The sequence below is a fragment of the Streptomyces sp. NPDC019224 genome (assembly GCF_040632605.1).
Classification (GTDB): domain Bacteria; phylum Actinomycetota; class Actinomycetes; order Streptomycetales; family Streptomycetaceae; genus Streptomyces.
On sequence record NZ_JBEYCF010000003.1, the window covers coordinates 122,729 to 146,933 of the forward strand.

Below are 24,205 nucleotides of genomic sequence, written 5' to 3' on the forward strand. Positions count from 1 at the left end.
CGCACGACGCAGTGAGCTCGAAGGTTTCTGTCTTTTCGCGGGGCGGCGCTCACTTCTCCTTCACCGACAGGTGGGGCGGAGTGAGCGCCGCCCCGTACGCGGAGCTCAATCTCGGCGGCGCGGTCGGTGACGACCCCGCCGCCGTTCTCGCCAACCGCGAGCGCGCCGCGCGTGCCCGGGGGCTCGATCCGGCGCGGGTCGTCTGGATGAACCAGGTCCACGGCCGTGACGTGGCCGTGGTCGACGGCCCCTGGGGTGACGCCCGGGAGGTCCCCGCCGTCGACGCGGTGGTGACCGCGCGGCGCGGGCTCGCCCTCGCCGTGCTGACCGCCGACTGCACGCCCGTCCTGCTCGCCGACCCGGAGGCGGGCGTCGTCGCGGCGGCGCACGCGGGCCGGCCGGGGCTGGTCGCCGGGGTCGTGCCGGCCGCGGTCGAGGCCATGGTCCGGCTCGGCGCGGAGGTCTCCCGGATCACCGCCCGTACCGGACCGGCCGTCTGCGGGCGGTGCTACGAGGTACCGGCCGCGATGCGGGACGAGGTCGCCGCGAGCGTGGCCGCCTCGTGGTCCGAGACCGGCTGGGGCACCCCGGCGGTGGACGTCACCGGCGGGGTGCACGCCCAGCTGGCGGCGCTCGGCGTCACCGACCGGCACGCGTCGCCCTTCTGCACCCTGGAATCGGGCGACCACTTCTCGTACCGACGCGACCGCACCACCGGGCGGCTCGCCGGATATGTCTGGCTGGACTGATAGGGCATGACGGAACGCAAGGAACAACTCGCCGCGAATCTGGCGCGGGTGGAGGAACGGATCGCTTCGGCCTGTGTCGCGGCCGGGCGCAAGCGGGAGGAGGTGACCCTGATCGTGGTCACCAAGACCTACCCCGCGAGCGATGTGCGGATTCTGCACGAACTCGGTGTGCGTCAGGTCGCGGAGAACCGCGACCAGGACGCCGCCCCCAAGGCCGCCGCTTGCGCGGATCTGTCTCTTTCCTGGCACTTTGTCGGTCAGTTGCAGACGAACAAGGTTCGTTCCGTGGCCGGTTATGCCGATGTCGTGCAGTCGGTGGACCGTACGAAACTGGTGACCGCCCTCTCGGCGGCGGCCGGGCGCGGGGGCCGCGAACTCGGCTGTCTCGTCCAGGTCGCGCTCGACGCGGAGAGCGGTGAGCGGGGCGCCCGTGGCGGTGTCGCCCCCGACGGGATCGAGGAGTTGGCCGACGCGGTCGCCGCCGCGCCCGGGCTGCGGCTGGACGGGCTGATGACCGTCGCGCCGCTCTCCGGCCCGTTCGCCGGGCGGCAACGGGCCGCGTTCGACCGGCTGATGGAATTCTCATCCCGGCTGCGCGGGAACCATCCGGCTGCGAACATGGTCTCTGCAGGGATGAGCGCGGACCTCGAGGACGCGATCGCGGCCGGAGCGACACATGTGCGCGTCGGTACTGCGGTACTCGGAGTCCGCCCCGGGCTCGGGTAACGTCGCCAAGCAGGTCGGACCACAGTAGAAAATATGGTCATTACCGCCCAGGGCGGGCAGGCCGGAGTGGATCGCGGGCACTTGGTGACAGATGCCGATCCACCACAGAGCGGAGGACTCGGAGCATGGCCGGCGCGATGCGCAAGATGGCGGTCTACCTCGGCCTCGTGGAGGACGATGGGTACGACGGTCCGGGGTTCGACCCCGACGACGAATTCGAACCCGAGCCGGAGCCCGAGCGCGACCGGCGCCGGCATCAGCCCGCGCATCAGGTGGAGCGGGACCGGGAGCGTGACGAACCGGTCCGCGCGGTACAGCCGCCGGCGCAGCGGGAGCCGGTCCAAATCCCCGTGGAGCGCGAGCGACCCGCCCGGATCGCACCCGTGGCATCCATCACACCTGAACGCCCGAACATGGAGAAGAACGCACCGGTGATCATGCCCAAGGTCGTGTCCGAGCGGGAGCCCTACCGGATCACCACGCTGCACCCCAGGACCTACAACGAGGCCCGTACCATCGGGGAACACTTCCGTGAGGGCACTCCGGTGATCATGAATCTCACGGAGATGGACGATACGGACGCAAAGCGACTTGTCGACTTTGCCGCGGGACTCGTCTTCGGTCTCCATGGCAGCATTGAGCGAGTGACACAGAAGGTGTTCCTGTTGTCGCCTGCTAACGTCGATGTCACGGCGGAGGACAAGGCCCGCATCGCAGAGGGCGGATTCTTCAACCAGAGCTGAGAACACGACACCGGGAACGACCCGGCCGCGAGGCCGGCGCTACGAGAGCCAGGGGAGAGGGAAGCGCGAGGATGGGCGTCGCACAAAGTGTTGTCTACATCGCGTTGATGTGTTTCCTCATCGTGCTGATCTTCCGGCTCGTCATGGACTACGTCTTCCAGTTCGCACGTTCATGGCAGCCGGGCAAGCCGATGGTGGTCGTCCTTGAGACGACCTACACGGTCACCGATCCACCGCTCAAGCTCCTGCGGCGGTTCATCCCGCCGCTGCGTCTCGGGGGCGTGGCACTCGACCTGTCCTTCTTCGTTCTGATGATCATCGTTTCCATCCTGATCAGCGTCGTGACCAGGCTGTGAGCGATACGGTCCTGCCGACTGCCGACGACTACGTAGAGGTGAAGAAGAGATGCCGCTGACTCCCGAGGATGTGCGGAACAAGCAGTTCACGACGGTCCGCCTCCGAGAGGGCTACGACGAGGACGAGGTCGATGCCTTCCTCGACGAGGTCGAGTCGGAGCTGACCCGCCTGCTCCGTGAGAACGAGGACCTGCGTGCCAAGCTGGCCGCCGCCACGCGTGCCGCCGCGCAGAACCAGCAGCAGGGCATGCGCAAGCCGCCGGAGCAGCAGGACCGGCCGGGTGCCCCGGTGCCCGCCGCCATATCGGGCCCGCCGGTCCAGCAGCAGCCCCCGCAGATGGGTCCCCCCCAGCTGCCCGGTGGTGCTCCGCAGCTGCCCGCCGGTCCCAGCGGCCACGGCCCCCAGGGCCCGCACGGTCCCGGTCCGCAGGGCCCCCACGGCCCCGGCCCGATGCAGGGTGGTCCCATGGGCGGACCGATGGGCGGCCCCATGGGCGGTCACAACCCGCAGCAGCAGCAGATGCAGCAGATGCAGCCGCCGCCGCAGATGCAGCAGCAGGGCCCCGGTGGCGACAGCGCCGCCCGTGTCCTGTCCCTGGCCCAGCAGACCGCCGACCAGGCGATCGCGGAGGCCCGTTCCGAGGCCAACAAGATCGTCGGCGAGGCACGCAGCCGCGCCGAGGGCCTGGAGCGGGACGCCCGGGCCAAGGCGGACGCGCTGGAGCGGGACGCGCAGGAGAAGCACCGCGTGGCGATGGGCTCGCTGGAGTCGGCCCGCGCGACGCTGGAGCGCAAGGTCGAGGACCTGCGTGGCTTCGAGCGTGAGTACCGGACCCGTCTGAAGTCCTACCTGGAGAGCCAGCTGCGTCAGCTGGAGACCCAGGCCGACGACTCGCTGGCTCCGCCGCGTGCGCAGGCCACCCCGTCGCTGCCGCCGTCGCCCTCGCTGGCTCCGGCCGGTGCGGGTGCCATGGGGCACACCATGGGCGGCAACCACGGCGGCCAGCCGATGGGCGGCAACCCGTCCATGGGCGGTGGCCCGTCCTACGGCGGTCAGCAGCAGATGTCCCCGGCGATGACGCAGCCGATGGCGCCGGTGCGGCCGCAGGCGCCGCAGCCGATGCAGCAGGCGCCGTCGCCGATGCGGGGCTTCCTGATCGACGAGGACGACAACTGAGCGGGACGCGCTCGTTGAGCGCGTAGCCGTCGGCAGGCTGAGGGCCGGGCCCCGGGGAATCCCCGGGGCCCGGCCCTTTTGCGCGGGTGCGGGGCCGCCGCGGGGTGGGGAAACGGAAGGGGCCCGGCCGCCGGAGACGTTCGGCGGCCGGGCCCCTCGGGGCAGGGGTTACGCCTCCGTCTTGCGGAGGCGGAACGTCAGGGACAGACCCTCGTCCTCGAACGGAGCGCCGTACGCCCCGTCCGCCTCGCCCTCCGCGTAGTCCAGGGCCAGAACCTCGTCCGCGATCAGGCTCGCGTGCTCGGTCAGGGCCTCCGTCGTCGCGGGGGACGTGGAGGTCCAGCGGACGGCGATGCGGTCCGCGACGTCCAGGCCGCTGTTCTTGCGGGCCTCCTGGATCAGGCGGATCGCGTCACGGGCCAGGCCCGCCCGGCGCAGCTCCGGCGTGATCTCCAGGTCCAGCGCGACCGTCGCGCCCGAGTCGGAGGCCACCGACCAGCCCTCGCGCGGGGTCTCCGTGATGATGACCTCCTCGGGCGAGAGGGCGACCGGCTCGCCGTCCACCTCCACCGACGCCGTGCCTTCGCGCAGGGCCAGCGACAGCGCCGCCGCGTCCGCGTTCGCCACGGCCTTGGCCACCGCCTGGACGCCCTTGCCGAACCGCTTGCCCAGCGCCCGGAAGTTCGCCTTGGCCGTGGTGTCGACCAGCGAGCCGCCCACCTCGGACAGCGAGGCCAGTGAGGAGACGTTCAGTTCCTCCGTGATCTGGGCGCGCAGCTCCGGGGAGAGGGACTCGAAGCCCGAGGCCGCGACCAGGGCGCGGGACAGCGGCTGGCGGGTCTTGACACCCGACTCGGCCCGCGTGGCCCGGCCCAGCTCCACCAGGCGGCGCACGAGCGCCATCTGCGCCGAGAGGGCGGGGTCGATCGCCGCCGGGTCGGCCTTCGGCCAGGAGGACAGGTGGACCGACTCCGGCGCGTCCGGGGTGACCGGCACGACCAGGTCCTGCCAGACCCGCTCGGTGATGAACGGGGTCAGCGGGGCCATCAGCCGGGTCACCGTCTCGACGACCTCGTGCAGCGTGCGCAGCGCCGCCTTGTCGCCCTGCCAGAAGCGGCGGCGGGAGCGGCGCACGTACCAGTTGGACAGGTCGTCGACGAACGCGGACAGCAGCTTGCCTGCGCGCTGGGTGTCGTAGCCCTCCAGCGCCTGCGTGACCTGGTCCACCAGCGTGTTCAGCTCACCGAGCAGCCAGCGGTCCAGGACCGTGCGGTCGGCGGGCGCCGGGTCCGCGGCCGAGGGCGCCCAGTTCGACGTACGGGCGTACAGGGCCTGGAAGGCGACCGTGTTCCAGTACGTGAGGAGCGTCTTGCGGACGACCTCCTGGATCGTGCCGTGGCCCACGCGCCGGGCCGCCCAGGGGGAGCCGCCCGCCGCCATGAACCAGCGCACCGCGTCGGCGCCGTGCTGGTCCATGAGCGGGATCGGCTGGAGGATGTTGCCCAGGTGCTTGGACATCTTCCGGCCGTCCTCGGCGAGGATGTGGCCCAGGCATACGACGTTCTCGTACGACGACTTGTCGAAGACCAGCGTGCCGACCGCCATCAGCGTGTAGAACCAGCCGCGGGTCTGGTCGATGGCCTCCGAGATGAACTGCGCCGGGTAGCGGCTCTCGAAGATCTCCTTGTTCTTGTACGGGTAGCCCCACTGCGCGAACGGCATCGAGCCCGAGTCGTACCAGGCGTCGATGACCTCCGGGACGCGGCGCGCCTCGTGCCCGCAGCCCTCGTGCGTGCACGCGAAGGTGACGTCGTCGATGAACGGCCGGTGCGGGTCCAGACCGGAGAGGTCCGTGCCGGCCAGCTCGCCCAGTTCGGCGCGCGAGCCCACACAGGTGAGGTGGCCGTCCTCGCAGCGCCAGATCGGCAGCGGGGTGCCCCAGTAGCGGTTGCGGGACAGCGCCCAGTCGACGTTGTTGGTCAGCCAGTCGCCGAAGCGGCCGTGCTTGACGGAGTCCGGGAACCAGTTGGTCTTCTCGTTCTCCTGGAGCAGCCGCTCCTTGACCGCCGTCGTGCGGATGTACCAGGACGGCTGCGCGTAGTACAGCAGCGCGGTGTGGCAGCGCCAGCAGTGCGGGTAGCTGTGCTCGTACGGGACGTGGCGGAAGAGCAGGCCGCGGTCGTTCAGGTCCTCGGTCAGCGCCTCGTCGGCCTTCTTGAAGAAGACCCCGCCGACCAGCGGCAGGTCCTCCTCGAAGGTGCCGTCGGGGCGGACCGGGTTCACCACCGGCAGGCCGTACGCCTTGCAGACCAGGAGGTCGTCGGCGCCGAAGGCGGGGGACTGGTGGACCAGACCCGTACCGTCCTCGGTCGTCACGTACTCGGCGTTGACGACGTAGTGCGCCTCCGCCGGGCTGTGCCCATCGCTTCCCTCGCTTGCGCTCGGGAAGTCGACGAACGAGAACGGGCGCTCGTACGTCCAGCGCTCCATCTCGCGGCCCGTGAACGTCCGGCCGGTGAGCTCCCAGCCCTCGCCGAGGGCCTTCTCGACCAGCGGCTGGGCGACGACGAGCTTCTCCTCGCCGTTCGTCGCGACGACGTAGGTGACGTCCGGGTGCGCGGCGACGGCGGTGTTCGAGACGAGGGTCCACGGGGTCGTCGTCCAGATCAGGAGCGCCGCCTCGCCGGCCAGCGGGCCGGAGGTGAGCGGGAAGCGCACGAAGACCGACGGGTCGACGACCGTCTCGTAGCCCTGGGCCAGCTCGTGGTCGGACAGGCCGGTGCCGCAGCGCGGGCACCACGGGGCGACGCGGTGGTCCTGGACGAGCAGGCCCTTGTTGAAGATTTCCTTCAGCGACCACCACACGGACTCCACGTACTCGGGGTCCATCGTGCGGTACGCGTCGTCGAGGTCGACCCAGTAGCCCATGCGGGTCGTCAGCTCGGCGAAGGCGTCGGTGTGCCGGGTCACGGACTCGCGGCACTTGGCGTTGAACTCGGCGATGCCGTACGCCTCGATGTCCTTCTTGCCGTTGAAGCCCAGCTCCTTCTCGACCGCCAGCTCGACCGGCAGGCCGTGGCAGTCCCAGCCGGCCTTGCGGCCCACGTGGTAGCCCTGCATGGTCCGGAAGCGGGGGAAGACGTCCTTGAAGACGCGGGCCTCGATGTGGTGGGCGCCGGGCATGCCGTTGGCGGTCGGCGGGCCCTCGTAGAACACCCACTCGGGGCGGCCCTCGGACTGGTCGAGGCTCTTGCCGAAGACCTTGTTCTCGCGCCAGAAGTCGAGCACGGCGTGCTCAAGGGCGGGCAGGTCGACCTGGGCGGGTACCTGGTGGTACTGCGGCGATGTCATGTGCGGGCTTCCTCCGGCGGACGTCTTCCACTTCCGTCGGAGGGACGAGAACCGACGCCGGTCCCCGCGGTACCACCCTCCTTGGCCCCGGGCGTGCGCCCCGGGCCCCCTCATTGGGGTGCGATGCCGGTTCTACTTGCCCTCAGGCCCGTGGGCGGAGCCCACTGACCGAGCTTTCTTCCGGCGGCTCAGGGGTGATCTTCACGACGCGCTCGCCCCCGGGCTCCCACCGTCCCCGGGTCGCTGCTGGCTGCGTACGACGCTACTCGTCCCATCCACGCCTCTCGCTGGGGCCAGTGTACGGGCCCCGGGGCGTGTCGTCCGACCGGTTTGCGAAGGGGCCGCGCGTGACCCGAATGGCCACCCGGGCCGTACCGAGTCGGGGCACGGCCCGGCGCGCGGCCGAAAGGCGGATTACCCGGCGGCGAGCTGGGCACAACGGATGCAGGCGCGCGGTGATCCGGAGACGGGGAGGGGCGGTGCGGCGGCGTGCCCCGTTGCCGCGGGGCCGGGGTCGACTTATCGTCCCAGCACGACTCGCGAGCAAGATCACAATGCGTGAAGGGGCCGCGGCCATGGTGGAGAAGAAGGCGCCCGGGAAGAAGGCGCCGACGAAGAAGGCCGTGGCGAAGAAGACGGCCTCCGCCGGGAGGAAGAAGACGACGTCCGCCGGGAAGAGTGCGGCGAGCAGCCGGACCGCGCCGGAGAGGACCGGGGCCGGATCGCCGGCCGCGGGCGAGGAGACCGGGGCCCCCACGGCCTCGGTGAACACGGGGGCGGCGGAGGCCGCCGAGCAGACGGGAGCCCACACGGTGGTAGCCAAGAAGAGCGCGGCCAGGACCCGGACCGTCGGCGAGGACGCGGCACCCGTGCCGCCCGCCCGGGTCGCCACGGCGCCGGGGGAGCTGGCCGTACGGCCGGGCGAGGACCCCTGGACGCCGGAGGAGGTCGCGTCCGCGCGGAGCGAGCTGACCGGTGAGGTCACCCGCCTCCGCGACGAACTGGAGGCGTCCGGTCTCGCGCTGGCCGGGCTGATGCGGGACTCCGGCGACGGGGCCGGTGACGACGAGGCCGACACCGGCACCAAGAACATCACCCGCGAGCACGAGATGCAGCTCGCCGCCAACGCCCAGGAGATGCTGGACCAGACCGAGCGCGCCCTGGCCCGGCTGGAGGCCGGCACGTACGGGCTCTGCGAGGTCTGCGGCAAGCCGATCGGCAAGGCGCGGATGCAGGCGTTCCCCCGCGCCACCCTGTGCGTCGAGGACAAACAGAAGCAGGAGCGCCGCGGCTGATCCGCACACCTGTGCCGTACCCTCGTCCTCAGTCGGGAACTAGGTTGAGGGACTCACGTGGCAGAGGCGGAGCGCATCATCGGTACGCCGGACATCACCGGGGCTGAGGGAAGCGGAGAGACCGGGCCGGACGGCGCGGCCGCTTCCCCGGACTCCGGCGCCCCGGACGGACAGGACACCGGCGCCACCGCCGCGGACGCGGCGGTCGACCGGTCGCCGGCCACCCGCCGGCGCCGGGTCATCCTGCTCTTCTGCGTCGCCGTCGTCGCCTACCTGCTCGACCTCGGCAGCAAGATGCTCGTCGTGGCGAAGCTGGAGCACCAGGAACCGATCGAGCTCATCGGCGACTGGCTCAAGCTCGACGCCATCCGCAACGCGGGCGCCGCGTTCGGCTTCGGCGAGGCGTTCACCATCATCTTCACGGTCATCGCGGCGAGCGTCATCGTGGTGATCGCACGGCTCGCGCGCAAGCTGTACAGCCTGCCGTGGGCCATCGCGCTCGGCCTTCTGCTCGGCGGAGCGCTGGGCAACCTCACCGACCGCGTCTTCCGCGCGCCGGGCGTGTTCGAGGGCGCGGTGGTGGACTTCATCGCCCCCGCCCACTTCGCCGTCTTCAACCTGGCCGACTCCGCGATCGTCTGCGGCGGCATCCTGATCGTCCTCCTCTCCTTCAAGGGCCTGGACCCCGACGGCACCGTGCACAAGGACTAGTGCCGAGGCGGCCGGGGTTCGCTCCGTCGCGCCGCCCCGCACGCGCACTCTTGCCGTGCCGGCCGGAAGCCCGAGTACGTCCGGTACGAGGGCTTCCGGCCGGCCCGCCGGGAAGTATGGGGATGTATGTGACGCCGCTCCTTCCGGGCGGACCCCGGCTGCCGCGCCACTGGGGGAACAAGGACCGGCGGGGGCAAGGCATACTCGACTGGTGAGTACGCAACCCGAGGTCCGCACCCTGCCCGTACCCGATGGCCTGGAGGGCGAGCGCGTCGACGCCGCCATCTCCCGGATGTTCGGTTTCTCCCGCACCAAGGCCGCCGATCTGGCCGCAGCCGGCAAGGTGCAGGTGGACGGCTCGGTGGTCGGGAAGTCCGAGCGGGTGCACGGCGGCGCCTGGCTCGAAGTGGAGATGCCGCAGGCGCCCGCCCCCGTGCAGATCGTCGCCGAGCCCGTCGAGGGCATGGAGATCGTGCACGACGACGACGACATCGTGGTGATCGTCAAGCCGGTCGGCGTCGCCGCGCACCCCAGCCCCGGCTGGACCGGCACCACCGTCATCGGCGGCCTCGCCGCCGCCGGGTACCGGATCTCGACCTCCGGCGCCGCCGAGCGCCAGGGCATCGTCCACCGGCTCGACGTCGGCACCTCCGGGCTGATGGTCGTCGCCAAGTCCGAGCGCGCCTACACCCTGCTGAAGGCCCAGTTCCGCGACCGGGTCGTCGAGAAGAAGTACCACGCGCTGGTCCAGGGCCACCCGGACCCGATGAGCGGCACCATCGACGCGCCCATCGGCCGCCACCCCAACCACGACTACAAGTGGGCGGTCGTCGCGGACGGCAAGCCCTCGGTGACGCACTACGACCTCATCGAGGCGTACCGGGCCGCCAGCCTTCTCGACATCAAGCTGGAGACCGGCCGCACCCACCAGATCCGGGTGCACATGTCCGCCCACCGCCACCCCTGTGCCGGCGACCTCACCTACGGCGCCGACCCGACCATGGCCAAGCGCCTCGGCCTGACCCGCCAGTGGCTGCACGCGGTCAGGCTGGGCTTCGAGCACCCCTCGGACGGACGCTGGGTCGAATTCACCAGTTCCTACCCCGAGGACCTCCAGCAGGCGCTGGACCGTATCGCCGCGGAGAGCCAGTGATGCCCGGGCCCCTCGCGTACACCACCCGGACCGTCACCGACGAGCAGGACCGCGCCGCGTGCTTCCAGCTGCGCAAGGACGTCTTCGTCGGTGAGCAGAACGTGCCCGAGGAGATCGAGTACGACGCCTACGACGCGGACGCGGTGCACGTCATAGCCGTCGCGGCCGACGGCACCGCGCTCGGTACCGGCCGGCTGCTGCACGGCCCCGCCGCCGCGGCACACACCGGCGGGGACCTCACGGTCGGCTCGCTGGGCCGGCTCGCGGTGAGCAAGGAGGCCCGCGGCCTCGGTGTCGGCGCCGCGCTGGTGCGGGCCATCGAGGACGCTGCCCGGGACCACGGCCTGGCCGCCGTCGACCTGCACGCCCAGACGCACGCCCTCGGCTTCTACGAGCGCCTCGGCTACGAGCCGTACGGCCCCGAGTTCATGGACGCGGGCATTTCGCACCGGGCGATGCGCCGGACGATCTGACGCCCCGCCGCGCCCCTGACCCCGGCGGACGGGGAGTGCGTGGCAGGGTGAGGGGCATCGGCCGGGCGTGCGACGGGCCCGGCCGGAGCGCTTCGGAAGGCACCCCCGTGGACCAGATGTCACTGCTGCTCCTGCTGCTGCTCGGAGCCGTGGTCACGGTTCCGCTGGGGGACCGGCTGAAGTTGCCGGCGCCGGTCCTGATGACCCTCTTCGGCGTCGTGCTGGCCTTCCTCAGCTTCGTGCCGAACGTGGACATCCCGCCGGAGATCATCCTCCCCGCGCTGCTGCCGCCGCTGCTCTACGCCTCGGTGCAGCGCACCTCCTGGCGGCAGTTCGCCGCGAACAAGCGGCCCATCCTCCTGCTGGCCGTCGCGCTGGTCTTCCTGACCACGGCGGCCGTCGCCGCGGTCGCCGACGCGATCGTGCCCGGCCTGCCCCTCGCCGCCGCCGTCGCGCTCGGCGCGCTCGTCGCCCCGCCGGACCCGGTCGCCGCCACCGCCGTGGCGGGTTCGGTCGGGCTGCCCCGCCGGCTGATCTCCATCCTGGAGGGCGAGGGGCTGTTCAACGACGTCACCGCGATCGTGCTGTACCACGTGGCCATCGCGGCGGCCGTGAGCGGGACCTTCTCGCTGCCCGAGGCGTTCGGGCTGCTGGTGCTGTCCGCCGTGGTCGCCGTCGCCGTCGGCATCGCGCTCGGCTGGCTCACCATCAAGCTGATGGGGCTGCTCGGCGACGCCACCCTCCAGGTCGGCCTGACCCTGCTGGTGCCGTTCGTCAGCTACGTGCTCGCCGAGGAGCTGATGGGCTCCGGCGTGCTCGCCGTCCTGATGACCGCGATGTTCCTCGCCGAGCACACCGCGGACGCCGACGACGTCCTCGGCCGGCTCACCGGCCGCACCTTCTGGGAGATCGTCGACACCCTCGTCACCGGTATCGCCTTCGGGCTGATCGGCCTCGAACTGCACAACGTGTTCGGCACGGCCGACGGCCGCGAGGCGGAGATGGCCGGCTGGGGCCTCGCGGTCGTCGCGGTCGTCGTCGGCGTACGGCTCCTCTACCTGCTGCCGGCCACCTGGCTGGCCAAACGGCTGCACACCCGGCGGGACGTCAGCGAGGAGATCCCCGCCGGGTGGCGGGAGACCGTGATCATGTGGTGGGCCGGGATGCGCGGGGTGGCCTCCGTCGCGCTGGCCCTCGCGATCCCGCTGGAGACGGACGACGGCAAGCCCTTCCCCGGCCGCGACGAGATCGTCTTCATCGCGTTCTCCGTGATCATGGTGACCCTGGTCTTCCAGGGGCTGACACTGCCGTGGCTGGTGCGGCGGCTGAGGGTGCGCGCGGACACGGACGCCGAGGCGGCCCTGGAGCGGGACCTCGCCATCCGGGCGGCCACGGCGGCCCGGCAGCGGCTCAAGAAGATCGAGGAGACCGAGGAGCTCCCCGAGGACGTCGCCGAACGCCTGCACCGGCTGGCGTACGACGTGGGGGCGCGGATCAGTCCCGAGATGGTCGACGACGAACGGCGCGAGGCCTACGCCAGACGCGCCGAGCGGTTCCAGGTGGTCAGCCGCATCCAGCGCGAGATGATGTCCGCCGCCCGCCACGCGGTGCTCTCCGCCCGCAGCGAGCCCGGCGCGGACCCCGAGGTCGTCGACCGGGTCCTGCGGCAGCTGGACGTACGCAGCCTGCGCTGAACGGCGGGGTGGTCAGCCGCGGCCCGTGCGCGGTGCCCCGCCCCCGCTCGCGGCCCTCTCGTCGTGGCCGTTCACCGACACCGGCGGCCACGCGTCCCCGGGCGGGAGCGGCGCGGGGGCCGTCGCGACCCGCGGCAGCGCGTACGGGTGGTGGTCGCGCAGCCAGCCGATCAGCTGCTCCCGGACCGTGCAGCGCACCGTCCAGATGTCGTCCGCGTCCTTCGCCGTGACCACCGCGCGCACCTGGATCGTCGAGGGCGTGGTGTCCGTGACCGCGAGCGACCAGTCCCGGCCGTCCCACGCGGCGCACTCGCCCAGGATGTCCCGCAGCCGGTCGCGCATCGCCGCGATGGGTGCCGAATGGTCGAGGTGGAAGAAGACCGAACCGGTCATCTGCGCACCGCCGCGCGACCAGTTCTCGAACGGCGTGCCCGTGAAGTACGAGACCGGCATCGTGATCCGGCGCTCGTCCCACGTACGCACCGTGAGGAAGGTCAGCGTGATCTCCTCGATCGTGCCCCACTCACCGTCCACCACCACGGTGTCACCGATCCGCACCATGTCACCGAACGCGATCTGCAGACCCGCGAAGAGGTTGCCGAGCGTGGACTGGGCGGCGACACCGGCGACGATGCCGAGGACACCGGCCGACGCCAGCATCGAGGTGCCGACCGTCTGCATCGCGGGGAACGTCAGCAGCATCGCCGCCACGGCCACCGTCATCACGATCGCGATGACCACCCGCTGGATCAGCGTCACCTGCGTCCGCACCCGCCGCACCCGGGCCGGGTCCCGGTTGTGGGCCGCCGCGTAGCGCGCGTACACCGAGTCCACCACCGCTATGGCGCACCGGACCACCAGCCAGGCCGACGCGCCGATCAGCACCAGCGTCAGCAGCCGGCCGATGCCCACCCGGTGGTCCCGGACCGCGCCGAGCCCGGTGTGGGCGTACGTACCGCGCAGCAGCGCCGCGCACAGGACCAGCTGGAACGGAATCCGGCAGCGCCGCAGCAGACCCCACAGAGGGGTTTCGTGGTGCCGGGCGTCGGTGCGTCTGAGCAGCAGGTCGAAGAGCCAGCCCGCCGCCAGGGTGATCACGATCGAACCGCCGAGGACGATCAGCGGCCGCAGAACGTTCTCCATGCTGTCGCTCTCCATCCCCTCGAACGCAACTGGCACCATGGGCCTCATGAACATCATGCTTTTCCACTCGATGTACGGTCTGCGCCCCGCCGTGCACGCGGCAGCCGACCGGCTGCGCGCCGCAGGGCATGAGGTGCGCGTGCCCGATCTGTTCGAGGGCCACACCTTCGGATCGGTGGAGGAAGCGGAGGCGTTCCGGGAGGAGACGGGGAAGGAGGAGCTGCTGAAGCGGGCCGTGCTGGCCGCGGCGCCCTACTCCGACCAGGGCCTGGTGTACGCCGGCTTCTCGCTCGGCGCCTCGGTCGCCCAGACGCTGGCGCTCGGCGACGAGAAGGCGCGCGGGCTGCTGCTCCTCCACGGCACCTCGGACATCGCCGAGAACGCCTCGGTCGACGAGCTGCCCGTACAGCTGCACGTCGCGGACCCCGACCCGTACGAGACGCCCGACTGGCTGAACTCGTGGTACCTGGACATGCAGCGGACCGGGGCGGACGTGGAGATCTACCGCTACCCGGGCGCCGGCCACCTGTTCACCGACCCGGAGCTGCCGGACTTCGACCGGGCGGCGGCGGAGCTGGCCTGGAAGGTCGCGATCGGGTTCCTCGCCACGCTGTGACGCGCGGAGGGCTCCGCGCGCCGGGTCGCGCGGAGCCCTCCGGGAGGAGCGGGGCGGGTCAGCCGCGGTACGCGGCCCAGCTGTCGCTCATCCGCTTCACCTGGCCCGGCGTGAACTGGTACATGCAGGCGTCGTACGTGTAGTCCATGAAGTTGTGGACGGGGTCGACGCCGCTCTTGTTGGTGCAGGTGTCGCGACCGGTCGGGCACTCGTACGCGGGGCTCTTCTCCGCGGGGGTGTCCGCCACGTAGTCGCCGTTTCCGTTGCAGCCGCCCTGGAACGTGTGGTAGAGCCCCATCCAGTGGCCGACCTCGTGCGTCGCGGTGTCGCCCTCGTCGTAGTGCGTCGCGGGGCCGCCCGGCAGTGAGGCGTCGAGGATGACGACGCCGTCCATGGACGGGCTGGAGGCGTAGGAACTCGGGAACGTCGCCCAGCCGAGCAGGCCCCCGCCGAGGTTGGCGGTGTAGATGTTGAGCGCGTTCTTGCCGCCCTTGCGCAGGGCCGTCTTCATCGCCTTCTCCGCCGACGAGCCGGAGGAGAGATTGTACCAGGCGGCGTTGTCGGTGTAGTCGGTGCCCGCCAGGGTGAACTGGAAGCCGGTGGCGGTGTTGCCGGTGCCCTGGCCGGCGTACGCGGCGTTCAGCACGCTCAGCTGGCTGCTGATGTCGGCCGAGGTGAGCTTGCCCGTGGTGCCGGAGTGGATGACGTGGAAGTAGACGGGGACGGTCGCGCCGACGGCGAGCGCGGGGCCGGTGAGGCGGCGTTCGGCGAGCTTCTGTCTCGTCTGCTTGTCGATGGCCGCGGCCTGGGCGCTGGTGAGTTCGTTGGGGTCGGCCGCGTGCTGGGGGCCGGAGGGGCGGGACTGGCGGGCCGTGGCGGAGGCCGGGGCGTCCGCGCAGGCTTCGGCGGACCCGGCCGCCTTGGCGCCGCCCGACGCGGCGGTGGCGCCGGAGGGAACGGTGAGGGGCGCCAGGGCCAGGGTTCCGGCCAGGGCGGCGATGCCGATCGCACGGTGGCGCATACGCGGTGATATACGGGCAGGAGTGCGCACGGAGGCTCCTCGCGGACGTGGGAAGGGGAGGGAGTTCCTCGCCTGTCGCCGGAGATTACGTGCGCATGTCACGCCGGGGGAGAGGTGATCCGGTCCAATCATCCGAGGTGCAGACCGGGTTGAAAGGGAGAAATCTTCTCCTCGTTCCGGAGTTTGAGACGCGAACGTCATGTATCGGCGCGTTCCGGTGGCCGGTGTGTCCGGATTGCGTCCGCGCGGAAAGCCGTTCGAAACGGAGCCGTCATCCGCCGGCGACACACCCTCGATGGCTGGATCACAACGGCCGTGCGTGCCCCGACGCGGACGGGGGGCGGACCCGGCAGGCCCACCCCCCGTCCGACGGGAGCCGGAGATCAGCCCTTCAGCGCGGCCGTGACCGCCGCGTTGAACTCGTCGACCGTCATCGGCGCGTTCTTGCCGTCGCTGCCGGTGACCTTCTTGCCGTCCATGACGAGGGTCGGCGTGCCGGTCACCTCGTCCTTGTTCTCGTCGAAGGCCTGGGACATCTTCAGGGCCCAGGCGTCGTACGTGCCGTCCTCGACGGCCTTCTGGAACTCCTTGTTGCCCTTGAGCTCCTTCACGGAGTCGGCCACCTTGATCAGGTAGCTGTCGTCCTTGAACTTGTCGTCGGACTCCTCCGGGTGGAACTTCGCCGAGTACAGGGCGCTCTTGTACTCCAGGAAGGCGTCGGGGCTCACGTTCAGCGCCGCGCCGAGCGCGCTCAGGGCGTTCTTGGAGCCCTCGCCCCGGTTGCCGATGACGGGGTCGTCGCCGCCGAGGCTGTCGCCGTCGATGAACGACGCGCCTATGTACTGGATCTTGTACTTGCCGTCCTCGACGTCCTTGGAGATGGTCGAGCCGACGGTCTGCTCGAACGAGGCGCAGATCGGGCAGCGGGAGTCCTCGTACAGCTTCAGGGTCTTCTTCGCGCTGTCCTTGCCGATGACGACGGTGGTGCCGTTCTCGCCCGAGGTGTTCCTGGGCGCGACCACCGTCTTCGTGTCGTCCTTGACGGACTGCCAGTGGGACGGCTTGTTCATCTCCATCACGGCGTAGCTGATGCCCGCGACGACGGCGAGGCCGGCCACGACCGAGACGCCGACGACGACCTGCCGGCGGGCCTTGTCCTTCTTCGCCTGGCGCTCGCGCTCCGCGCGCAGCCGCTCGCGCGCGGCGGACTTGTTGGCCTGGGTGTTGCGCTTGCTCATGGTGATGTTCTCCGTGGGATGCGGGTCGTACGGTCCGGGGTTCGCGTGTGCTCAGAGGGCACAGGCCCGGAGCGGCGGACCCCGCCGTCCCACGGAGTGCACGAGCAGGCGGGGGCGGACCGGCGGACGCGGCCCGGACGCGGTGGCGGGCGCCTCGCGGTGTACGGAGCGGCCGGCCGTGCCCACCACGGCCACCGCGATCAGCAGCGGCCGGAACGCCAGCAGCGCGCACGCCCCCAGCACCCCGGCGAGCGCCAGCTCCCCGCGGTGCAGCCAGGCGGCGGCGAGCAGCCCGACCGTGACGTGGGCGGCCAGCAGCAGCCAGGGGACCAGCGGGCCGGGGGAGGCGAACAGCGCGGCGGCGCCCTGGCCGCCCGCGGTCACCGAGGCCAGCGGGGTGCCGACGTCGCCGAGCTGCGCGGCGCCGGGACCGAGGTCACCGCCCCCGCACAGGACGTCGACGCCGACCGAGCGCAGGGGGCCCGCTATCGGGCCGCCCGCCGCCCCGTAGCAGAGGTGCTGGCCGCTGGTGAAGAACGTGTCGGCGGCCAGCTCCAGCGGGACCAGCAGCCCGGCGATCGCCCCGAAGCCGCGCTGGCGTCCGGCCAGGGCGTAGGTGACCGCGAAGACGGTCACGGCCAGCACGGCGACGGGGACCAGTGGCAGCGGGACCTGCGAGAGCAGGACGTGGGACGCGGCGGAGAGCGTCACGACGAGCGCTGTGAAAAGCGCCGCGCGTGCCGCTCTGAGCTGGGTCCCGGATATGTCCATCGCCCAGGAGTGTCGCATGCGAACCTGTAAGCGACCCCTAAAGGTTCCGTTTCGCCTGCTACAGCCCCGGGATGCGGCCGTTGCGGAAGAGGTCCACGAAGATCTGGTGGTCCGCGCGGGCCCGGGCCCCGTAGCTGTGCGCGAAGTCCACCAGGAGCTCCCCGAAGCCGTCCTCGTCGGCCGCGATGGCGGCGTCGATCGCCCGCTCCGTGGAGAACGGCACCAGCGAGTGCCCGCTCTCGTCGTCCGCCGCCGAGTGCATCGTGGCCGTCGCCCGGCCGAGGTCGGCGACGACCGCCGCGATCTCGTCCGGTTCGTCGATGTCGGACCAGTCCAGGTCGACCGCGTACGGCGACACCTCGGCGACCAGCTGGCCGGCCCCGTCCAGCTCGGTCCAGCCCAGCCACGGGTCGGCGTGGGCCTGGAGGGCGCGCTGCGAGATCACCGTGCGGTGGCCCTCGTGCTGGAAGTAGTCGCGCACCGCCGCGTCCGTGATGTGCCGGGAGACGGCCGGGGTCTGCGCCTGCTTGAGGTAGATCACCACATCGTTCTCCAGGGCGTCGCTGGTGCCCTCCAGGAGGATGTTGTACGAGGGCAGGCCCGCCGACCCGATGCCGATGCCGCGACGGCCCACGACGTCCTTGACCCGGTAGGAGTCCGGCCGGGTCAGGCTCGCCTCCGGCAGCGTCTCCAGATAGCCGTCGAACGCGGCCAGCACCTTGTAGCGCGTCGCCGCGTCCAGGTCGATCGCGCCGCCGCCCTCGGCGAACCGGCGCTCGAAGTCACGGATCTCGGTCATCGAGTCGAGCAGCGAGAACCGGGTCAGCGAGCGGGCGGTCCGCAGGGCGCCGAGCAGCGGGCCCTCGGCCGTGTCCAGGGTGAAGGGCGGGACCTCGTCGTTCTTGGCGCCCGTGGCCAGGGCGTGGATGCGCTCGCGGTAGGCGGCCGCGTAGATCCGGACCAGCTCGGTGATCTGGTCGTCGCCCAGCGCCTTCCCGTACCCCAGCAGGGCGACCGAGGCGGCGAAGCGCTTGAGGTCCCAGGTGAAGGGAGCCACGAAAGCTTCGTCGAAATCGTTTACGTTGAAGACGAGGCGCCCGTTGGCGTCCATGTACGTGCCGAAGTTCTCGGCGTGCAGATCGCCGTGCACCCACACCCGGCTGGTCCGCTCGTCCAGGAACGGGTCCCGGGCCCTCGACGAGGCCAGGTCGTCGTAGAACAGGCAGGCCGTGCCCCGGTAGAACGCGAAGGCCGACGCGGCCATCTTGCGGAACTTGACCCGGAAAGCGGCCGGATCGGCCGCCAGCAGCTCCCCGAAGGCGGTGTCGAAGACCTCCAGAATCTGCTCCCCGCGCCGCTGTGCGCCGGTCTGCGTGTCCGACATCTCTGGGTGCCTCCTGGTACCTGGCCTGGGTGATGACGTGCATGACAAAAGGGACGAGTGGTCCAGCCCTTACAACGCGCGACCGTATCGCGGAGTGCCCGTCGTCGTGTCTCCCGGAGACGTAGACTTCCACGCTGTCCCCTTCAGACACCCCCGCCCTCCCACCCCCATCCCCCTCGGACACCCCGCCCTCTCACCCCCCTTTCCCTCCGGAGGCACAGCGCCGTGACCAAGCCGCCCTTCACGCACCTTCACGTCCACACCCAGTACTCGCTGCTGGACGGTGCCGCGCGGCTGAAGGACATGTTCAAGGCGTGCAACGACATGGGCATGTCGCACATCGCCATGACGGACCACGGCAACCTGCACGGGGCGTACGACTTCTTCCACTCGGCGAAGAAGGCGGACGTGACGCCGATCATCGGCATCGAGGCGTACGTCGCGCCCGAGTCGCGCAAGCACAAGCGGAAGATCCAGTGGGGGCAGCCGCACCAGAAGCGCGACGACGTCTCCGGTTCGGGTGGTTACACCCACAAGACGATCTGGGCGGCCAACGCGAAGGGGCTGCACAACCTCTTCAAGCTGTCGTCCGACGCCTACGCCGAGGGCTGGCTCCAGAAGTGGCCGCGTATGGACAAGGAGACCATCGCCCAGTGGTCCGAGGGTCTGATCGCGTCCACCGGCTGCCCCTCCGGCGAGGTCCAGACGCGGCTGCGGCTCGGCCAGTTCGACGAGGCGGTCAAGGCGGCCTCCGACTACAAGGACATCTTCGGCGAGGGACGCTACTTCCTGGAGCTGATGGACCACGGCATCGAGATCGAGCGCCGGGTCCGCGACGGGCTCCTGGAGATCGGCAAGAAGCTCGGCATCCCGCCGCTCGTGACGAACGACTCGCACTACACGTACGCCTCCGAGGCGACCGCGCACGACGCCCTGCTGTGCATCCAGACCGGCAAGAACCTCTCCGACCCGGACCGCTTCCGCTTCGACGGCACCGGCTACTACCTCAAGACCACCGAGGAGATGTACGGCGTCGACTCCTCCGACGCCTGGCAGGAGGGGTGCGCCAACACCCTCCTGGTCGCCGAGCAGATCGACACCACCGGGATGTTCGAGAAGCGCGACCTGATGCCGAAGTTCGACATCCCCGAGGGCTACACGGAGATCACCTGGTTCCAGGAGGAGGTCCGGACGGGGATGAACCGCCGTTTCCCGAACGGCATCCCCGAGGACCGGCAGAAGCAGGTCGAGTACGAGATGGACATCATCATCCAGATGGGGTTCCCGGGGTACTTCCTGGTCGTCGCCGACTTCATCATGTGGGCCAAGAACAACGGCATCGCGGTCGGCCCCGGCCGAGGCTCCGCGGCCGGTTCGATCGTCTCGTACGCGCTGGGCATCACCGACCTCGACCCGATCGAGCACGGACTGATCTTCGAGCGCTTCCTCAACCCCGAGCGCGTCTCCATGCCCGACGTCGACATCGACTTCGACGAGCGCAGGCGCGTCGAGGTCATCCGGTACGTGACGGAGAAGTACGGCGCCGACAAGGTCGCCATGATCGGCACCTACGGCAAGATCAAGGCCAAGAACGCGATCAAGGACTCCGCCCGCGTCCTCGGCTACCCCTACGCCATGGGCGACCGGCTCACCAAGGCCATGCCCGCCGACGTCCTCGGCAAGGGCATCGACCTCAACGGCATCACCGACCCCAGCCACCCGCGCTACAGCGAGGCGGCCGAGATCCGGGGGATGTACGAGAACGAGCCGGACGTCAAGAAGGTCATCGACACCGCCAAGGGCGTCGAGGGACTGGTCCGGCAGATGGGCGTGCACGCCGCCGGCGTCATCATGTCCAGCGAGCCGATCGTCGACCACGCCCCGGTCTGGGTCCGGCACACCGACGGCGTCACCATCACGCAGTGGGACTACCCGCAGTGCGAGTCGCTCGGCCTGCTGAAGATGGACTTCCTGGGGCTGCGCAACCTGACGATCATGGACGACGCCATCAAGATGGTGAAGTCCAACAAGGGCGTCGACCTGGAGATGCTCGCCCTCCCGCTCGACGACCCCAAGACGTACGAGCTGCTCTGCCGCGGTGACACGCTCGGCGTGTTCCAGTTCGACGGCGGGCCGATGCGCTCCCTGCTGCGCCAGATGCAGCCCGACAACTTCGAGGACATCTCCGCCGTCTCGGCCCTCTACCGGCCGGGCCCGATGGGCATGAACTCGCACACGAACTACGCCGAGCGCAAGAACGGCCGCCAGGAGATCACCCCGATCCACCCGGAGCTCGAGGAGCCCCTCAAGGAGGTCCTCGGCCTCACCTACGGCCTGATCGTGTACCAGGAGCAGGTGCAGAAGGCCGCCCAGATCGTCGCCGGCTACTCGCTCGGCGAGGCCGACATCCTGCGCCGCGTGATGGGCAAGAAGAAGCCCGAGGAGCTGGCGAAGAACTTCGTGCTCTTCGAGGCCGGCGCCAAGAAGAAGGGCTTCTCGGACGCGGCGATCAAGGCGCTGTGGGACGTGCTGGTCCCGTTCGCCGGGTACGCGTTCAACAAGGCGCACTCCTCTGCGTACGGCCTGGTCACCTACTGGACCGCGTATCTCAAGGCGAACTATCCCGCCGAGTACATGGCCGCCCTGCTGACCTCGGTCAAGGACGACAAGGACAAGTCCGCGGTCTATCTGAACGAGTGCCGGCGCATGGGCATCAAGGTGCTCCCGCCGAATGTCAACGAGTCGGAGTCCAACTTCGCGGCCCAGGGTGACGACGTCATCCTGTTCGGGCTGACGGCCGTCCGCAACGTCGGCCAGAACGTCGTGGACTCGATCATCCGATGCCGCAAGACGAAGGGGAAGTACAGCTCCTTCCCCGACTTCCTGGACAAGGTCGAGGCGGTCGTCTGCAACAAGCGGACCGTGGAATCGCTCATCAAGGCCGGCGCCTTCGACGAGATGGGCCACACCCGCAAGGGGCTCGTCGCCCACCACGAGTCCATGATCGACAACGTCGTGCAGGTCAAGCGCAAGGAGGCCGAGGGCCAGTTCGACCTCTTCGGCGGCGGCGAGGAGGACAGCGACGAGCCGGGCTTCGGGCTCGACGTGGAGTTCTCCGACATCGAGTGGGAGAAGTCCTACCTGCTGGCCCAGGAGCGCGAGATGCTCGGGCTCTACGTCTCCGACCACCCGCTGTTCGGCATCGAGCACGTCCTGAGCGACAAGTCGGACGCCGCGATCTCGCAGCTGACCGGCGGCGAGCACAGCGACGGCGCGATCGTCACCATCGGCGGCATCATCTCGGGCCTCCAGCGCAAGATGACCAAGCAGGGCAACGCCTGGGCCATCGCCACGGTGGAGGACCTGGCCGGTTCCATCGAGTGCATGTTCTTCCCGGCCACCTACCAGCTGGTCTCCACCCAGCTCGTCGAGGACACCGTCGTCTTCGTCAAGGGGCGCCTCGACAAGCGCGAGGACGTGCCGCGCCTGGTGGCGATGGAGATGCAGGTCCCCGACCTCTCGTCGGCCGGCACCAACGCGCCGGTCGTGCTGACCATCCCGACCGTCAGGGTCACCCCGCCCATGGTCAGCCGGCTCGGCGAGGTGCTCGCCAGCCACCGGGGCGACACCGAGGTGCGCATCAGGCTCCAGGGCCCCCGCAAGACCACGGTGCTCCGGCTCGACCGGCACCGGGTGAAGCCCGACCCGGCGCTCTTCGGTGACCTGAAGGTGCTGCTCGGCCCGTCCTGCCTGGCCGGCTGAGCGCAGACGTACGAGAGGGGCGGCCCCGCCGCCCCCCCGCCCCCCCCCCAGCCAGGGTCCGCCCCGTCGCGGACCCCGGCTGCCGCGGTACCGGTGCCGACCGTAAACCGGTTGGGTCGTCGCTTCGCGGCCCGGGACAATGCTGTGCATGGGACATCTCGAAGCAGGCCATCTTGAGTACTACCTTCCGGACGGGCGGGTGCTGCTCGGCGATGCCTCGTTCCGGGTGGCCGACGGTGCCGTTGTCGCGCTCGTGGGGGCGAACGGCGCAGGCAAGACCACGCTGCTGCGGTTGCTCGCCGGGGAGCTCCAGCCGCACGGCGGCTCGGTGTCGGTGAGCGGCGGGCTCGGCGTGATGCGCCAGTTCGTCGGCTCGGTGCGCGACGATCGCACGGTCCGTGACCTGCTGGTCTCCGTGGCGCAGCCCCGTATCCGGGAGGCCGCCCTCGCCGTCGACCGGGCCGAGGAGCGCATCCTCACCCTGGACGACGAGGCCGCGCAGATGGCGTACGCGCAGGCGCTGAGCGACTGGGCGGAGGTGCGGGGGTACGAGGCCGAGACGCTCTGGGACATGTGCACCACGGCCGCGCTCGGTGTCCCGTACGAGAAGGCGCAGTGGCGCGAGGTGCGCACGCTGTCCGGTGGTGAGCAGAAGCGGCTGGTCCTGGAGGCCCTGCTGCGCGGGCCCGACGAGGTGCTGCTGCTGGACGAACCGGACAACTATCTGGACGTCCCCGGCAAGCGGTGGCTGGAGGAGCGGCTGAAGGAGACCCGTAAGACGGTCCTCTTCGTCTCCCACGACCGGGAGTTGCTGTCCCGGGCCGCGCAGAAGATCGTCAGCGTGGAGCCCGGCCCGGCCGGCAGCGACGTATGGGTGCACGGTGGCGGCTTCGACACCTACCACCAGGCCCGCAAGGAGCGGTTCGCCCGTTTCGAGGAGCTGCTGCGCCGCTGGGAGGAGGAGCACAAGCGGCTGAAGGCGCTCGTGCACCGGCTGCGCCAGCAGGCGGCGATCAGCCCCGACATGGCGAGCCGCTACCACGCGATGCAGACCCGCTTCCGGAAGTTCGAGGAGGCGGGCCCGCCGCCGGAGCCGCCGCGCGAGCAGGACATCCGGATGCGGCTGCGCGGCGGCCGGACCGGGGTGCGGGCGGTGACCTGCGCGAACCTGGAGCTGACCGGCCTGATGAAACCGTTCGACCTGGAGATCTTCTACGGGGAACGGGTCGCGGTCCTCGGTTCCAACGGTTCGGGCAAGTCCCACTTCCTGCGGCTGCTGGCGGGCGAGCCGGTGGCGCACACGGGGGAGTGGAAGCTCGGTGCGCGGGTCGTCCCCGGCCACTTCGCGCAGACCCACGCACACCCGGAGCTGCTGGGCCGGACGCTCGTCGACATCCTGTGGACGGAGCACGCCAGGGACCGGGGCGCGGCGATGTCCGTGCTGCGCCGCTACGAGCTGGAGCGGCAGGGGGACCAGCCGTTCGAGAAGCTGTCGGGCGGGCAGCAGGCCCGGTTCCAGATCCTGCTCCTGGAGCTGTCCGGTACGACCGCGCTGCTGCTCGACGAGCCGACGGACAACCTGGACCTGGAGTCGGCGGAGGCGCTGCAGGACGGGCTCGAGGCGTACGAGGGCACGGTGCTCGCGGTGACGCACGACCGGTGGTTCGCGAAGAGCTTCGACCGCTATCTGGTCTTCGGTTCGGACGGGGTCGTACGGGAGACGTCCGAGCCGGTGTGGGACGAGCGGCGGGTGGAGCGGGCGCGGTAGGGGCGCGTTTTGACCCGCCCGGGGCCGGGCGGGTACTGTCGAGGATTGTTATGCGTATGGGCTGCGTCATCATG

At 70.6% G+C, this 24,205-nt stretch carries 19 protein-coding genes; 13 read left to right on the forward strand and 6 right to left on the reverse strand.

Annotated elements, in window-relative coordinates:
* Positions 1-11 precede the first annotated feature (11 nt).
* The 5 genes from pgeF to ABZ564_RS03235 all read left to right on the forward strand — a co-directional run bounded on the left by pgeF (position 12) and on the right by ABZ564_RS03235 (position 3,751).
* Positions 12-749, forward strand: coding sequence for a peptidoglycan editing factor PgeF (gene pgeF, locus ABZ564_RS03215; RefSeq protein ID WP_360848598.1), 738 nt, complete (start codon positions 12-14; stop codon positions 747-749).
* Between the two features lie 6 nt (positions 750-755).
* Positions 756-1,475, forward strand: a complete 720-nt coding sequence (locus ABZ564_RS03220) for a YggS family pyridoxal phosphate-dependent enzyme (RefSeq protein WP_360848601.1) — start codon at positions 756-758, stop codon at positions 1,473-1,475.
* A 125-nt stretch (positions 1,476-1,600) separates the two neighbouring features.
* Positions 1,601-2,218: a cell division protein SepF gene (gene sepF, locus ABZ564_RS03225; RefSeq protein WP_136206845.1), complete on the forward strand. Its 618-nt coding sequence runs from the start codon at positions 1,601-1,603 to the stop codon at positions 2,216-2,218.
* 71 nt (positions 2,219-2,289) lie between these two features.
* Complete coding sequence (locus ABZ564_RS03230) at positions 2,290-2,574, forward strand: YggT family protein (protein ID WP_360848604.1); 285 nt, start codon at positions 2,290-2,292, stop codon at positions 2,572-2,574.
* A gap of 49 nt (positions 2,575-2,623) precedes the next feature.
* Entirely contained in the window at positions 2,624-3,751 is a 1,128-nt protein-coding gene (locus ABZ564_RS03235; RefSeq protein WP_360848607.1) for a DivIVA domain-containing protein, read from the forward strand.
* Between the two features lie 168 nt (positions 3,752-3,919).
* On the opposite strand, the gene ileS is transcribed toward ABZ564_RS03235, so the two are convergent.
* On the reverse strand, positions 3,920-7,102 hold the full coding sequence (gene ileS / locus ABZ564_RS03240) for an isoleucine--tRNA ligase (RefSeq protein WP_360848610.1): 3,183 nt from the start codon (positions 7,100-7,102) through the stop codon (positions 3,920-3,922).
* Positions 7,103-7,677: 575 nt separating this feature from the next.
* On the opposite strand from ileS, the gene ABZ564_RS03245 reads away from it, so the two are divergent.
* The 5 genes from ABZ564_RS03245 to ABZ564_RS03265 all read left to right on the forward strand — a co-directional run bounded on the left by ABZ564_RS03245 (position 7,678) and on the right by ABZ564_RS03265 (position 12,428).
* Positions 7,678-8,397 carry a TraR/DksA C4-type zinc finger protein gene (locus ABZ564_RS03245; protein WP_360848613.1) on the forward strand — a complete coding sequence of 240 codons (720 nt, stop codon included), beginning with the start codon at positions 7,678-7,680 and terminating at the stop codon, positions 8,395-8,397.
* Between the two features lie 57 nt (positions 8,398-8,454).
* On the forward strand, positions 8,455-9,108 hold the full coding sequence (gene lspA / locus ABZ564_RS03250) for a signal peptidase II (RefSeq protein WP_360848617.1): 654 nt from the start codon (positions 8,455-8,457) through the stop codon (positions 9,106-9,108).
* A 211-nt stretch (positions 9,109-9,319) separates the two neighbouring features.
* The gene (locus ABZ564_RS03255; protein WP_360848620.1) at positions 9,320-10,261 is read left to right on the forward strand and encodes an RluA family pseudouridine synthase; all 942 of its coding nucleotides are present in this window, start codon (positions 9,320-9,322) and stop codon (positions 10,259-10,261) included.
* Positions 10,261-10,734: a GNAT family N-acetyltransferase gene (locus ABZ564_RS03260; RefSeq protein ID WP_360848623.1), complete on the forward strand. Its 474-nt coding sequence runs from the start codon at positions 10,261-10,263 to the stop codon at positions 10,732-10,734. The genes ABZ564_RS03255 and ABZ564_RS03260 overlap by 1 nt, the downstream gene beginning before the upstream one ends.
* Positions 10,735-10,841: 107 nt before the next feature.
* On the forward strand, positions 10,842-12,428 hold the full coding sequence (locus ABZ564_RS03265) for a Na+/H+ antiporter (protein ID WP_360848626.1): 1,587 nt from the start codon (positions 10,842-10,844) through the stop codon (positions 12,426-12,428).
* Between the two features lie 12 nt (positions 12,429-12,440).
* Here ABZ564_RS03265 and ABZ564_RS03270 read toward each other — a convergent pair whose 3' ends face one another.
* Positions 12,441-13,571, reverse strand: a complete 1,131-nt coding sequence (locus tag ABZ564_RS03270) for a mechanosensitive ion channel domain-containing protein (RefSeq protein ID WP_360848629.1) — start codon at positions 13,569-13,571, stop codon at positions 12,441-12,443.
* Between the two features lie 37 nt (positions 13,572-13,608).
* Between ABZ564_RS03270 and ABZ564_RS03275 the strand changes: the two genes are divergently transcribed.
* Positions 13,609-14,187: a dienelactone hydrolase family protein gene (locus tag ABZ564_RS03275; RefSeq protein WP_360848889.1), complete on the forward strand. Its 579-nt coding sequence runs from the start codon at positions 13,609-13,611 to the stop codon at positions 14,185-14,187.
* A gap of 58 nt (positions 14,188-14,245) precedes the next feature.
* Here the strand turns inward: ABZ564_RS03275 and ABZ564_RS03280 are convergent, their stop codons facing one another.
* The 4 genes from ABZ564_RS03280 to ABZ564_RS03295 all read right to left on the reverse strand — a co-directional run bounded on the left by ABZ564_RS03280 (position 14,246) and on the right by ABZ564_RS03295 (position 18,601).
* Complete coding sequence (locus ABZ564_RS03280; protein WP_360848632.1) at positions 14,246-15,208, reverse strand: zinc metalloprotease; 963 nt, start codon at positions 15,206-15,208, stop codon at positions 14,246-14,248.
* Positions 15,209-15,591: 383 nt separating this feature from the next.
* Positions 15,592-16,446: a thioredoxin domain-containing protein gene (locus ABZ564_RS03285; protein WP_360848635.1), complete on the reverse strand. Its 855-nt coding sequence runs from the start codon at positions 16,444-16,446 to the stop codon at positions 15,592-15,594.
* Between the two features lie 51 nt (positions 16,447-16,497).
* A complete protein-coding gene (locus ABZ564_RS03290) occupies positions 16,498-17,217 on the reverse strand; it encodes a hypothetical protein (protein WP_360848638.1) in 720 nt (239 codons plus the stop codon).
* A 58-nt stretch (positions 17,218-17,275) separates the two neighbouring features.
* Entirely contained in the window at positions 17,276-18,601 is a 1,326-nt protein-coding gene (locus ABZ564_RS03295; protein WP_360848641.1) for a DUF2252 domain-containing protein, read from the reverse strand.
* 225 nt (positions 18,602-18,826) lie between these two features.
* Here ABZ564_RS03295 and dnaE point away from each other — a divergent pair, with 225 nt between their 5' ends.
* Together dnaE and ABZ564_RS03305 are read left to right on the forward strand one after the other, a co-directional pair.
* Entirely contained in the window at positions 18,827-22,363 is a 3,537-nt protein-coding gene (gene dnaE, locus ABZ564_RS03300; protein WP_360848644.1) for a DNA polymerase III subunit alpha, read from the forward strand.
* 139 nt (positions 22,364-22,502) lie between these two features.
* Positions 22,503-24,131 (forward strand): ATP-binding cassette domain-containing protein, encoded by a 1,629-nt coding sequence (locus ABZ564_RS03305; protein ID WP_360848647.1) that lies wholly within the window; start codon positions 22,503-22,505, stop codon positions 24,129-24,131.
* The last annotated feature ends 74 nt before the right edge of the window (positions 24,132-24,205 follow it).